At 68.8% G+C, this 12211-nt stretch carries 14 protein-coding genes; 8 read left to right on the top strand and 6 right to left on the bottom strand.

The features are described 5' to 3' along the window. Nucleotides 1-13: 13 nt before the first annotated feature. From K3G64_RS19105 to K3G64_RS19095, 3 genes are read left to right on the top strand one after another with little or no spacing between them, the layout of a single operon-like run. A complete protein-coding gene (locus K3G64_RS19105; RefSeq protein ID WP_238886507.1) occupies nucleotides 14-292 on the top strand; it encodes a DUF7162 family protein in 279 nt (92 codons plus the stop codon). Beyond that, entirely contained in the window at nucleotides 289-1890 is a 1602-nt protein-coding gene (locus tag K3G64_RS19100; protein ID WP_238886505.1) for an alpha/beta hydrolase, read from the top strand. The genes K3G64_RS19105 and K3G64_RS19100 overlap by 4 nt, the downstream gene beginning before the upstream one ends. Before the next feature lie 12 nt (nucleotides 1891-1902). Further along, entirely contained in the window at nucleotides 1903-2586 is a 684-nt protein-coding gene (locus K3G64_RS19095; protein ID WP_238886503.1) for an alpha/beta fold hydrolase, read from the top strand. Between the two features lie 12 nt (nucleotides 2587-2598). On the opposite strand, the gene prcA is transcribed toward K3G64_RS19095, so the two are convergent. The 4 genes from prcA to dop all read right to left on the bottom strand — a co-directional run bounded on the left by prcA (nucleotide 2599) and on the right by dop (nucleotide 6061). Next, entirely contained in the window at nucleotides 2599-3333 is a 735-nt protein-coding gene (gene prcA, locus K3G64_RS19090) for a proteasome subunit alpha (RefSeq protein ID WP_238886502.1), read from the bottom strand. Further along, nucleotides 3330-4214, bottom strand: coding sequence for a proteasome subunit beta (gene prcB / locus K3G64_RS19085; protein WP_238950824.1), 885 nt, complete (start codon nucleotides 4212-4214; stop codon nucleotides 3330-3332). The genes prcA and prcB overlap by 4 nt, the downstream gene beginning before the upstream one ends. A gap of 20 nt (nucleotides 4215-4234) precedes the next feature. Continuing rightward, complete coding sequence (locus K3G64_RS19080; RefSeq protein ID WP_238886501.1) at nucleotides 4235-4426, bottom strand: ubiquitin-like protein Pup; 192 nt, start codon at nucleotides 4424-4426, stop codon at nucleotides 4235-4237. A gap of 126 nt (nucleotides 4427-4552) precedes the next feature. Continuing rightward, nucleotides 4553-6061: a depupylase/deamidase Dop gene (gene dop, locus K3G64_RS19075; protein WP_238886500.1), complete on the bottom strand. Its 1509-nt coding sequence runs from the start codon at nucleotides 6059-6061 to the stop codon at nucleotides 4553-4555. 40 nt (nucleotides 6062-6101) lie between these two features. Here dop and K3G64_RS19070 point away from each other — a divergent pair, with 40 nt between their 5' ends. Further along, on the top strand, nucleotides 6102-7295 hold the full coding sequence (locus K3G64_RS19070) for a hypothetical protein (RefSeq protein WP_238886498.1): 1194 nt from the start codon (nucleotides 6102-6104) through the stop codon (nucleotides 7293-7295). Between the two features lie 40 nt (nucleotides 7296-7335). Further along, nucleotides 7336-7947, top strand: coding sequence for a hypothetical protein (locus tag K3G64_RS19065; protein ID WP_238886496.1), 612 nt, complete (start codon nucleotides 7336-7338; stop codon nucleotides 7945-7947). Nucleotides 7948-7966: 19 nt separating this feature from the next. Here K3G64_RS19065 and arc read toward each other — a convergent pair whose 3' ends face one another. After that, a complete protein-coding gene (arc, locus tag K3G64_RS19060) occupies nucleotides 7967-9805 on the bottom strand; it encodes a proteasome ATPase (RefSeq protein ID WP_238886495.1) in 1839 nt (612 codons plus the stop codon). 253 nt (nucleotides 9806-10058) lie between these two features. Between arc and K3G64_RS19055 the strand changes: the two genes are divergently transcribed. The 3 genes from K3G64_RS19055 to K3G64_RS19045 are packed head-to-tail and all read left to right on the top strand — an operon-like array spanning nucleotide 10059 to nucleotide 11328. After that, nucleotides 10059-10451 carry a hypothetical protein gene (locus K3G64_RS19055; RefSeq protein ID WP_370646992.1) on the top strand — a complete coding sequence of 131 codons (393 nt, stop codon included), beginning with the start codon at nucleotides 10059-10061 and terminating at the stop codon, nucleotides 10449-10451. A gap of 8 nt (nucleotides 10452-10459) precedes the next feature. Further along, nucleotides 10460-11026 (top strand): hypothetical protein, encoded by a 567-nt coding sequence (locus tag K3G64_RS19050; RefSeq protein ID WP_238886493.1) that lies wholly within the window; start codon nucleotides 10460-10462, stop codon nucleotides 11024-11026. A gap of 5 nt (nucleotides 11027-11031) precedes the next feature. Further along, complete coding sequence (locus tag K3G64_RS19045) at nucleotides 11032-11328, top strand: DUF503 domain-containing protein (protein ID WP_238886492.1); 297 nt, start codon at nucleotides 11032-11034, stop codon at nucleotides 11326-11328. On the opposite strand, the gene K3G64_RS19040 is transcribed toward K3G64_RS19045, so the two are convergent. Then, nucleotides 11325-12158 carry a tRNA (adenine-N1)-methyltransferase gene (locus tag K3G64_RS19040; RefSeq protein WP_238886491.1) on the bottom strand — a complete coding sequence of 278 codons (834 nt, stop codon included), beginning with the start codon at nucleotides 12156-12158 and terminating at the stop codon, nucleotides 11325-11327. The two genes, K3G64_RS19045 and K3G64_RS19040, sit on opposite strands and share 4 nt — an antisense overlap. Nucleotides 12159-12211: the final 53 nt, after the last annotated feature.

Below are 12211 nucleotides of genomic sequence, written 5' to 3'. Positions count from 1 at the left end.
CCAGCATGCTGGCATGGGGGAAATCGTGGAGGTCGACCCGGCCCGGCTGCGGGCGGTCGCCGACCGGGTGCTGGCCGCTGCCGAACACGTCGCGCAGTTGCGTTGGCCCACACTGGATCCCGACGACCTGCCGGACTCGGTCGTCGGCAACATCGCGGCACCCGCTCTGGTAGCGGCGCGGCTGGGCGAAGTCGTGGCCGCGATGCGCGGCTGGGCGGTCGCGGCGCACATGTCGGTCGACGCGTTCGAACGGACCGACCACGGCAACGGCGAGCGCTTCGGCCGCCGGTGACGCGGCCGACGGTCTCGCGCGCCGAAGCGTGGCGGCCCGATGCGCTTCACCGTCTGGCCGGCGGCTGGGACGAGGCGGCCCGCCGCATGGCGATGCAGGCCGATGCCGCCGCGGCCGAGGTCGACCGGGCCGGCGCCCACTGGACCGGCGCGGCGGCCGACGCCGCCGGTGTTCGGGGACGACGCCTGGTTACCGCCGCCGACAGCACCGCCCGCGGCCTGGTGCTGGCCGCGGTCGCCGCGCGTGACGGGGCGGACCAGATCGCAGCCGCGCAGGCGGTGGTGCTGGCGCGGGTGGCCGACGCGCACGGTGGCGGGTTCGTCGTCGCCGACGACGGCACGGTGAGCCCGCAGGCCGAGCCCGGGAGCCTGCTCGTCGCGCTGTCCGGTGGCGACGCCGCCGTGGCCGACGATCTGATCACCGCGCAGGCGCACCGGCTGACCGCTCAGATCACCGACGCGCTGGACCGGCTGGGGGTCGCCGACGCGGACGCGGCCGCCGACATCGACGATGCCTTCGCGTCGACGTCCGGGCCGGTGCCCGCCGCGACGGTTCCCGCAGGCGCGGGGCCCGGGGCCGCCTCGGTCGCCGACTGGCCCGCGATGAGCCAGGACCGGATCAGCGCGCAGATCGCCACGCTGACCCCCGTTCAGCGCCGGCAGCTCATCGCCGAACATCCGCACCAGGTCGGCAACACCGACGGCGTGCCGTGGGACATGCGGACGTCGGCGAATCGCATCAACATCGCCCAGGGCATCGTCGACGACCTCGGCGACCCCGCGGCTGAGGGACGCATCGACTTCTACCGCGGCCTGCTCGGTGAGATCGACGACCCGGCGCGCGACAGCCGGCGCGTCGACCGGCAGATCCTCGCGTTCGACCCGGCGCGGTCCTCACTGGTCGAGCTCAACGGCGACCTGTCCGCCGCTAGCAGCGTCGCGGTGCTGGTGCCCGGTCTGAACACCACGATCGAGGGGTCGGCCGCCAACACAGCGACCGCACGCCGGTTCGTCGGCGCCTCCCGCGGCGAAGTGGCGACGATCACCTATCTGGGCGGTCCGTTCCCCCGCGGTACGTCGATCGGCGGGATGCTCGACGCCGCCGACCCGCGCTACGCGCTGCAGATGGCGCCGCGGTTGGTGGCGTTCAGCGAAGACGTCGACCGCACGGTGGACGGTACCGGGCGCCGGATCCCCGTCACCGTGATCGGCCACTCCTACGGCGGATCCATCGTCGGCACCGCCGAGGCGCTGGGCCTTACGGCCGACCGCACGCTGTACGTGGCGGCGGCCGGAGCGGGGGTCGGGGTGGACGAGCCCGCCGAGTGGCACAACCGCAACCCCGACGTGCTGAGGTACTCCATGACACCGCCGGGTGACCTCATCGAGGCCGTGCAAGGAGTTCCCGGCGGACCGCACGGCGCGGACCCCGACGAGATGCCGGGCGTGATCCGTTTGAACACAGGCCATTACGACGACGGTGGTCTGGTGTCGGGTCCCCGCTCCCACAGCGATGTGATGAACCGGCCGTCGGATGCCTGGCGCAACATACTCGCCGTCATCACCGGTGATTCGGTAACTCTGCATCGAGCCGGCTGAGATGCGGCGACAATGAGCCGATGTGGTCACAGCGCGCCCGTCGACGGATTCCGGCTGGCGTACGGCCGTTTCGGCACGACGGGTGCGCCCGCCGTGGTGCTGCTGCACGGGTGGCCCGGCAACCGGCATGACCACCGGCTCGTCGTACCGATCCTCGGTGATGTCGCCGACGTGATCGTTGCCGACCTGCGGGGGTTCGGCGGCTCGGACAAACACGCCGTGGCGGTGCGGCACTTCTACAGTGCCACCGCGCAGGCCGCCAGCATCGTCGGGCTGATCAGGGAACTCGGCCTGTCCGACGCCGTGCGGGACTACCTGCGGCACTTCTGGACTCATTGGTCCGGCCCGCATTTCGCGCTGTCCGACGATGATCTGGACCGGCTGGTCGCCGACTACGCCCTGCCCGGCGCGTTCACCACCTCGATCGCGTGGTACCCCGCGGGTGCGGGCACCGTGGCCCAGTCCCTGTCCGAACTACCTCCCGAGCGCGCCGTCAAGATCCGCACGCCAACCGCCGTCCTGTGGCCCCGGCACGACCCGCTGTATCCCACCGCGTGGGCCGACCGGTTGGCTCACTACTTCACCGATGTGGATGTGCAATTCGCCGAGGGTGTCGGGCATTTCACGCCACTCGAAACCCCGGACGAGTTCGCCGAGATGGTGCTGGTCTGCGCCGCACCCGGCCGAAGCCGATGAACCCGCCTGCGCCTAGTCGCCATCCACGGTGTTCGCCGCTTCCGGATCGTCCTCCGGCAGAACCGCTTCCAGCGCTGAACCGGTGATCCGCCGGAACGCCCGGCGCGGGCGGTTCGCATCCAGGATGGCGACCTCGAGTGTCGACGGACCCAGCGTGCGCGCCTCGCCGTTGCCGCCGCCCTTCAGCGCGTTCACCGCGACCTTCACCGCGTCGGCCAGGCCGAGGTTCTCCGCGTACGACTCGTTCAGCGCCGTCGAGATCGGTTCGGTGGTGCCGCCCATCACCACGAAGTGCGGCTCGTCGGCGATCGACCCGTCGTAGGTGATGCGGTACAGCTCGGGCGCTTTGGTCTCACCATGGTGCGCCACCTCTGCCACGCACAACTCGACCTCATAGGGCTTGGCCTGCTCGGTGAAGATGGTGCCGAGCGTCTGGGCATAGACGTTGGCCAGTTGGCGGCCGGTGACGTCGCGACGGGCGTAGGCGTATCCCCTGGTGTCCGCGTACTGGATGCCCCCCCGGCGGAGGTTGTCGAACTCGTTGAACCGGCCGACGGCGGCGAAACCGACGCGGTCGTAGAGCTCGCTGACCTTCTGCAGGGACCGCGACGGGTTCTCCGCGACGAACAACACACCGTCGGTGTAGGCGAGCGCCACGACGCTGCGGCCGCGGGCGATCCCCTTGCGCGCAAGCTCGGAGCGCTCACGCATCGCCTGCTCTGGCGAGATGAAATACGGAAAGCTCACGAATCTCCCCGCGCGTCGGTCGGGCGGTGAATGGCGTCAGGGCCGAAGGTGTCGGCCCGCGAACGGCTTTCGATGACCTCGCGGGCGATTTCAGCGATGCGGTCCTCGGACACCTCCTCGGCGCCCTCGGCGCCGATGCTCACCGCAGTCGGATATATCCCGCGCACCAGGTCCGGCCCGCCGGTCGCTGAATCGTCATCGGCCGCGTCGTAGAGCGCCTCGACGGCCACCCGCAGCGCCGAAACGGCGTCGGACACCCGCGAGTACAGCTTCTTCATCGAGGACTTGGCGAAGATCGAGCCCGATCCCACCGACTGGTAACCCTCCTCCTCGAAGTTCCAGCCGCCCGCGGCGTCGAACGACACGATGCGCCCGGCGGCGGCCGGGTTGCGATCGTCGAGGTCGAAGCCGGCCAGCAGGGGCACCGCGATGAAGCCCTGCAGGGCGGCGCCGAGGTTGCCGCGCACCATGGTCGCGAGCCGGTTGACCTTGCCCTGGAAAGTCAGGGCCACACCCTCGAGCTTCTCGTAGTGCTCGAGTTCTACGGCGTACAGGCGGGCGAACTCCACCGCGATCGCCGCGGTCCCGGCGATGCCGGTGGCCGTGTAGTCGTCGGTGATGTAGACCTTCTGAACATCCCGGCCGGCGATCATGTTGCCCTGCGTGGACCGGCGGTCCCCGGCCATCACAACGCCACCGGGGTACTTCAGCGCGACGATCGTCGTGCCGTGCGGCACCGCATCGGTGGGTCCGAGGGCCTGACGGTTCGCGGGTAGCAGTCCGGGCGCCTGGCGGCGCAGCAGCTCAGAGAAGGACGACAGATCCACCGGGACGGAAGGAGCTACCGGGTGACGGTGGTCCGAAGGGGTGGGAAAGGTCAGCGATTCGTGATGCTGCCAGGTCACTGGCCACCCTTCTGGACATACGCGCGCACGAAGTCCTCGGCGTTCTCCTCCAGGACGTCGTCGATCTCGTCCAGCAGGTCGTCGGTGTCCTCGGCAAGCTTCTCGCGACGCTCCTGTCCGGCGGCCGTGCCGGTGGGGTCGTCGTCCTCGCCGCCGCCACCACCGCGCTTGGTCTGCTCCTGAGCCATCGCTGCCTCCTGCGTATGTCTTGAGCGGGCTAGGCGGGCTGTCCACAGCCCGCCGTCACTCCACACTACCGTTCGGTGCGCTGATTGCTCGGCATAGCGCGCGTCAGGGGCGGTGGGCGCCAACTCTTACGTCGTGAGCTGTTCGACCAGTTCCGCGGCGCTGTCGACCGAGTCGAGCAGGGCTCCAACGTGCGCCTTGCTGCCGCGTAGCGGCTCGAGTGTCGGAATCCGCACCAGTGAGTCGCCGCCGAGATCGAAGATCACCGAATCCCAGCTCGCGGCGGCGATGTCGGCGCCGAACCGCCGCAGGCACTCCCCGCGGAAGTAGGCACGAGTGTCGGTCGGCGGGTTGTCGACCGCGTCGATCACCTGCTGTTCGGTGACCAGTCGCTTCATCGAACCGCGCGCCACCAGGCGGTTGTAAAGACCCTTGTCCAGCCTTACATCGGAGTACTGCAGGTCGACCAGGTGCAGCCGGGGCGCCGACCAGCCCAGGTTCTCCCGGCTGCGGAACCCCTCCAGCAGCCGGAGCTTGGCGGGCCAGTCGAGGATCTCGGCGCACTCCATCGGGTCGCGCTCCAGCAGGTCGAGCACGTCCGCCCAGGTCTCGATGATGTGGTTGGCACGCGGGTCACGGTCGCGGCTGTCGACGAGCTTGGCCACCCGGTCGAGGTAGATGCGCTGCAGCGCAAGGCCGGTGAGTTCGCGGCCGTCGGCCAGTGCGACGGTGGCCCGCAGCGAGGGGTCCCGGCTGATCACGTGCACGGCGTGCACCGGCCGCGCGAGCACCAGATCGGACAGGTCGAGCCCGCATTGCGGGCCCTCCTCGATCAGATCCAGCACCAGCGAAGTGGCTCCCAGCTTGAGATAAGTCGAGGTTTCGGACAGGTTGGCGTCGCCGATGATGACGTGCAGCCTGCGGTACTTGTCGGCGTCGGCGTGCGGTTCGTCGCGGGTGTTGATGATGCCGCGCTTGAGCGTCGTCTCCAGGCCGACCTCGACCTCGATGTAATCCGAGCGCTGCGAGAGCTGGAAGCCGGGTTCGTCGCCGGAGGGACCGATGCCGACGCGCCCGGAGCCCGTCACCACCTGCCGCGAGACCAGGAACGGTGTCAGGCCGGCGATCACCGCGGAGAACGGCGTATGCCGCGACATCAGATAGTTCTCGTGCGACCCGTAGGAGGCGCCCTTGCCGTCCACGTTGTTCTTGTAGAGCTGCAGCTTGGCGGCGCCGGGCACGCTCGCGACATGCCGCGCCGCGGCCTCCATGACCCGCTCACCGGCTTTGTCCCAGATCACCGCGTCCATCGGATCGGTGCACTCCGGCGCGGAGTACTCCGGATGCGCGTGGTCGACGTAAAGCCGGGCCCCGTTGGTCAGAATCATGTTGGCCGCGCCGACCTCGTCGGCGTCGACCACCGGCGGCGGGCCCGCCGACCGACTCAGGTCGAACCCGCGGGCATCGCGCAGCGGCGACTCGACCTCGTAGTCCCAGCGGGTGCGCTTGGCGCGCTGGATTCCGGCGGCCGCCGCGTAGGCCAGCACCGCCTGCGTGGATGTCAGGATTGGATTGGCGGACGGGTCGGACGGCGACGAGATGCCGTACTCGACCTCGGTTCCGATAATCCGTTGCATGTCGCCCAGCGTAGGTGACGAGGCGCAGTAGCCTGCGACCGTGCCATCCGATCGGGGGGTTCCCGCCGCGGCCGCGACTCAGCCGGTGGCCGGGATCGAGGCGTCGCAGCGACGCGCGGCCGACGCCTGGTTGCTCGCACACGGCCTGCCCGCGGTGCTGCGCCCGGGGCGGCTGGTTCGGCGGCTGTGGTCGCGCTCGGCCCCCGCGCTGGCCGGCTTCGCGGTGCTGATGGCCAACACCATTGTGGTGGTTACGGTGACGGGCCAGCACGCGATCGACATCGACGGCCGGCCGACGCGCGGCGAGTGGTTCGTGCTGGCGCTGCTGGTGCTGGTGGTGCCGATCGCGGCGACGGTCGGCTGGCTGGTGTCACGCATCCCCGGGCCGCGCGAGCGGATGCTGGCGGGGACGGGTGCAGTCGTCGTCGCGCTGCTCGGCGCCGTGTTCGGCGGCCCGAGCTCCTACCCCGTCCGTAACCTGATGCTGGTGGTCCTGGGGGTGGCGACGACGGTCGTGCTCACCGCGACCGGAGTCGGGTCGATCCTCGGCTGGGTGGCGCGCACGGTGATGTCGCATCTGGTGGAGGCCGGCTCGCTGCTGCTGCGCGCACTGCCGGTCCTGTTGCTGACCTTCTTGGTGTTCTTCAACTCGCCGGTGTGGCTGATGGCCGCCACGGTGTCGCGTGCGCGGCTGTGGGTGGCGCTGGCGTTCCTCGCCGCGATCGCCGCGGCGTTCGTCGTGTCAGTCACCGTCGACCGGGTCCGCACCATGGTGAACACCGCCGAACCGGACGTCGACCGGGTTGCCAGGCTGGACGGCACACCGTTCGCGACGATGCCCGAACCACCCGACGCCGAGCCCCTCACCCGCATCGAGCGGCTCAACGTGTACTTCGTGCTCGTGGTATCGCAGCTGGCCCACATCATGGTCGTCGCGGTGGTGACGGCATTGCTGTTCTTCGTGCTGGGTCTGATTCTGCTGTCGCCGGAACTACTGGCGGTGTGGACCCGCAACGGTTCGAGCGACGGCACGCTGCTGGGCATGACGATCCCCGTGCCGCAGGCCCTCATTCAGGTCACCATGTTCCTCACCGCGCTGACGTTCATGTACCTCAGCGCCCGGGCGGTCACCGACGCTCAATACCGCGAGCAGTACCTGAACCCGGCGATCGACGACTTCCGCCTCACGTTGGCCGCCCGCAACCGATACCGCGCCGCGCTCTCGGCGCGCTGACCCCGAAAAAATCGACAACTCACTAAGGAGGCCGCTTGAGATGGACGCCGCGACAGACGTGTTCGGCAAGCGCTACGGCGAGGTGCTGCTGGTCCGGATCGGCGCCGACGGACCGGAAGCCACGGTGTACAACACCTTTCCGCTCAACGACTGCCCCGACGAGCTGTGGTCGCAGTTGGACGCCGAGGCCGTCGCCCGGGACAACGGTGCCGTCGCGGCGCTGCTCAACGGCCCGCGCTACTGGTTGATGAGCAGCATCGACAAGGTGGCCGACGGTGAGCCGACGATCAAGTCGTTCGGCGGAATCGACATGATCGAGCAGGCCACCGTCAAGCTGGCGTCGATGAACCCGGGGCCGTACCAGGTCAACGAGGTCGACCGCAGCGCTGCGTTCGTCTTCGACGCCGGACGCGAGATCTACGAACTCGTCGACCCGCACGGCAGGCGCTGGGTGATGCAGACCTATAGCCAGACCGTCGACCGGAGCCTCGCGCTGGCCGACCTGCCTGCTCTGGCCGAACGCCTGTCGCTGCCGCCGGGATGGAGCTACGCCGCCCGAACCCCGGAGACCACCTTGCGAGTGGACACCACGTCGCGCACCGCGCAGGTGACCCAGGACGACCTGGCCAACAGCTACTCGCTGCAGGTCTGAGTCGCCGCCGTCGCTCCCGTCAGAGGTACTGCCCCAGGTTCGACTCGGTGTCGATGGCGCGGCTGGCACTCGAGCTCTTGCCGGTGACCAGCGTGCGGATGTAGACGATTCGCTCGCCCTTCTTGCCCGAGATCCGCGCCCAGTCATCGGGGTTGGTGGTGTTGGGCAGGTCCTCGTTCTCGGCGAACTCGTCGACGATCGAGTCGAGCAGATGCTGTATCCGCAGACCGGGCTGGCCGGTCTCGAGGACCGACTTGATCGCGTACTTCTTGGCCCGGTCGACCACGTTCTGGATCATGGCGCCGGAGTTGAAGTCCTTGAAGTACATGACCTCCTTGTCGCCGTTGGCGTAGGTCACCTCGAGGAAGCGGTTGTCGTCGATCTCGGCGTACATCCGCTCGACGACCTTCTCGATCATCCCCTTGATGGTCAGCGACCGATCTCCGCCGAACTCCGCGAGGTCGTCCTCGTTGACCGGTAGCTCCTCGGTGAGGTACTTGGAGAAGATGTCCTGCGCCGCTTCGGCGTCCGGCCGCTCGATCTTGATCTTGACGTCGAGGCGGCCGGGTCGCAGGATCGCCGGGTCGATCATGTCCTCGCGGTTGGAGGCCCCGATGACGATGACGTTCTCGAGGCCCTCGACGCCGTCGATCTCGGAGAGCAGCTGGGGCACGACGGTGGTCTCCACATCCGAGCTGACGCCGGTGCCGCGGGTGCGGAATATCGAGTCCATCTCGTCGAAGAACACGATCACCGGCGTGCCCTCGGAGGCCTTCTCGCGGGCGCGCTGGAAGATCAGCCGGATGTGACGTTCGGTCTCGCCGACGAACTTGTTCAGCAGCTCGGGACCCTTGATGTTGAGGAAATAGCTCTTCGCCTCGCGGGCGTCGTCGCCGCGGACCTCGGCCATCTTCTTGGCCAGCGAGTTGGCCACCGCCTTGGCGATCAGCGTCTTACCGCAACCGGGCGGACCGTAAAGCAGCACACCCTTGGGCGGACGCAGCGAGTATTCGCGGTAGAGCTCCTTGTGCAGGAACGGCAGCTCGACCGCGTCGCGGATCTGCTCGATCTGCCTGCCCAGCCCACCGATGTCGTTGTAGCTGACGTCGGGGACCTCCTCGAGCACCAGATCCTCGACCTCGGCCTTGGGAATCCGCTCGAACGCGTATCCGGCCTTGGTGTCGACCAGCAGCGAATCGCCCGGGCGCAGCCTGCGGGGCCGGTCGTCGGCCAGGTCGTCCTCGTAGGACTCGGGCAGGTCCTCGGCGGCGACCAGTGGCTCGGCCAGCCACACGATGCGCTCCTCGTCGGCATGACCGACGACCAGTGCGCGGTGTCCGTCGGACAGGATCTCGCGCAGCGTGCTGATCTCGCCGACCGCCTCGAAGGTGCCGGCCTCCACGACCGTGAGCGCCTCATTGAGGCGGACGGTCTGGCCCTGCTTGAGGGTGCTGGTGTCGATGTTGGGTGAGCACGTCAGCCGCATCTTGCGACCGGAGGTGAATACGTCGACGGTGTCATCGTCCTGCACACCCAGCAGCACGCCGTAACCGCTCGGCGGCTGTCCCAGCCGGTCGACCTCTTCGCGCAGAGCCAGCAACTGTTGGCGGGCCTCTTTGAGGGTCTCCATCAGCTTGGCGTTGCGTGCGGCGAGGGAGTCGATCCGCGCCTCGAGCTGGTGCACGTCGCGTGCACTGCGCAGACCACTATGCGGACCGACCGCGTTCTCCAACTGCTCGCGCAGTATGGCCGCCTCGCGACGCAGCTCTTCGAGTTCGGCGGCGTCCTCGCTGGACAGACCTGACTCGTGGGTGTTGAAACCTTCTGAGTAGGCTTCAGAACGCTCTGATTCACTCATATTGCGCTCCTCCCCGCACCGGAAGTTGGTGCAGTAACAACTTCAACGCTACCGGCGATTCAGACTTTGTGTGCGGTGTAGCAATTCGACACACCAGCACCACTGTTAGCCTCTCTGGTGAGTTGGCCCCATCGAAAGGACCATCGTGACCCTGAAAACCCTCGTTACCGGTGTCGCGGCAGCCGCTGTCGTCGGCGGTGCCGCGGCAGGTGTGACATCTCTTGCGTCCCCCGCTATCTCCGCCGGACCGGCCGTGGCGCCGGTGGTGTTTGGCATTCCGATGCCTCTCCAAGGAGAAGGGGCGGAACTGCAGGGTCCGCTGCTGACGACGCTCAATGTGCTCGCGGGCCCCGGCTCGTTCTCCCCGAGCGGCAACAAGGCCGCCTATATCCAGGGCGGCACCGGACGAATCGAAGGCATCACCGCCGACCGCGCGTACAGCAACGCGGCTCGCGAGGGCAAGTTCCCGCTGCAGTTCTCGGTTCAGAACATCGTTCAGACGGGCGACGCTGCGACTGCGACCGTCACCGCGACGACGGCGACTGGAGTCAGCAGGACTGAAACCGTGCAGTTCTTCCGGGCCCCGAACGGGAACTGGCAACTGGGCAAGGCCTCGGCGCTTTCGCTGCTGTCGTCGGTCGGCTGATCCATTCGGTGCAGCGCACCACCCGAGCCACAGTCCTGAGCGCCGTCGCTATCGCGGCGGCGCTCGGGCTTGTCGGGTGTGGTGACGACGAGTCGGCGCAGACACCACCGGTGGCCACGCCGGCACCCATCACCAGACCGCCGACGGTGACGGCGCCGCCCGATTCCGCACCCACGGCGCCACTGCCCCCGCCGGCCGCGTTGACCGACGTCATGGCGCGCATCGCCGACCCGAACATCCCCGGCGTCGAGAAACTCGACGCTATCGAGATGGCCACGCCCGACGACGCGGTCGCGATGGACAAGTTCGGCCAGGCGCTGCGCGACGGTGGCTTGACGCCCACCACCTTCGAGGCTAAAGACCTCACCTGGGCCGACGATTCGCAGGGCGGTCAGCAAGGCGCTCAGCCGGCAGTGCTGGCGATGATCACCATCAGAACCGCCGACGCCGACGCAGGCGAGTTCACGTTCCCGATGGAGTTCCACTTCGCCGACGGCCGCTGGAAGTTGACCCGCGACACGGCCGACGCACTGCTGCAACTCGGCGACGTTCCGGCCCCGACGCCGACGCCCTGATCGCGATGTGGATCGGCTGGCTGGAGTTCGATCTGCTACTCGGGGACGTGCGCTCACTCAAACAGAAGCGCTCGGCCGTCCGCCCGGTGATCGCCGAACTGCACCGCCGGTTCGCCGTGTCGGCCGCCGAAACCGGCGCGCTGGACCTGCATCGGCGTGCCAACGTCGGGGTGGCGCTGGTCGCGGCCGACCGCGGCCATGTCGTCGACGTGCTCGATGCCGCCGAGCGGCTGGTGGCCTCACGCCCGGAGATGGAGCTGCTGTCGACCCGGCGCGGCCTGCGGCGCAGCACCGACGACTAGATCCCGATCTGGCGTTTGCGTCGCGCCGGCATCGGGGCCACCGCGCCCGGCGCGAGCTTGCGCGCACTGATCAGAAACGCGGTGTGGCCGCGCATCGTGTGTTGCGGGCGCACCGCCAGGCCGACGACGTGCCAACCGCGCTGCATGCTCTCCCACGCCCGCGGTTCGGTCCAGCACTGCTGCTCGCGCAGTGCCTCCACCGCGCGGGACAGCTGGGTGACCGTCGCGACGTAGATCATCAGCACCCCGCCGGCCACCAGCGCTGAGGCGACCGTGTCGAGCACCTCCCAGGGGGCCAGCATGTCGAGCACGACGCGGTCCACCTCCGGTCCGCCGTACTCGCCGAGGTCGGCGATGACCAGGTCCCAGTTCGGCGGGAGCGCCCCGAAGAAGGTCCTGACGTTGCGTTCGGCGTGCACGGCGTGGTCGTCGCGCACCTCATACGAGATCACCCGTCCCTGCGGACCGACTGCCCGCAGCAGCGAGCATGTCAGCGCGCCGGAGCCGGCCCCGGCCTCCAGCACCCGGGCGCCGGGGAAGATGTCGCCCTCGTGCACGATCTGCGCGGCGTCCTTGGGATAGACGACCTGCGCACCGCGCGGCATCGACATCACGTAGTCGACGAGCAGCGGCCGCAGCACCAGGAACTGGTCGCCGCTGGTCGACTTGACGACGCTGCCCTCGGGCAGACCGATGACGGTGTCCAGCGCGATGATTCCGCGGTGGGTATGGAACTCCCCGCCGGGCGTCAGCACCATCGTGTAGTGACGCCCCTTGGCGTCGGTGAGCTGCACCCGGTCCCCCACGGCGAACGGACCGGTTCTTGGCACAGCTGTTCAGCCTGCCAGTAGACGCGCCGCTACGGCTGCCCGGGGTTGTCGGG

Origin of the sequence: Mycobacterium sp. IDR2000157661 (assembly GCF_022317005.1) — a bacterium.
In the GTDB taxonomy this organism is placed as follows: Bacteria; Actinomycetota; Actinomycetes; order Mycobacteriales; family Mycobacteriaceae; genus Mycobacterium.
The sequence above is the reverse complement of the archived record's forward strand: the minus strand, read 5'-3'. Positions and strand labels throughout refer to the sequence as shown.

Coding starts and splice junctions, on each gene's coding strand:
- K3G64_RS19105 (WP_238886507.1), top strand. CDS start 14: ATGGGGGAAATCGTGGAGGTCGACCCGGCCCGGCTGCGGGCGGTCGCC.
- K3G64_RS19095 (WP_238886503.1), top strand. CDS start 1,903: ATGAGCCGATGTGGTCACAGCGCGCCCGTCGACGGATTCCGGCTGGCG.
- K3G64_RS19080 (WP_238886501.1), bottom strand. CDS start 4,426: ATGGCTCAGGAGCAGACCAAGCGCGGTGGTGGCGGCGGCGAGGACGAC.
- dop (WP_238886500.1), bottom strand. CDS start 6,061: ATGCAACGGATTATCGGAACCGAGGTCGAGTACGGCATCTCGTCGCCG.
- K3G64_RS19065 (WP_238886496.1), top strand. CDS start 7,336: ATGGACGCCGCGACAGACGTGTTCGGCAAGCGCTACGGCGAGGTGCTG.
- arc (WP_238886495.1), bottom strand. CDS start 9,805: ATGAGTGAATCAGAGCGTTCTGAAGCCTACTCAGAAGGTTTCAACACC.
- K3G64_RS19045 (WP_238886492.1), top strand. CDS start 11,032: ATGTGGATCGGCTGGCTGGAGTTCGATCTGCTACTCGGGGACGTGCGC.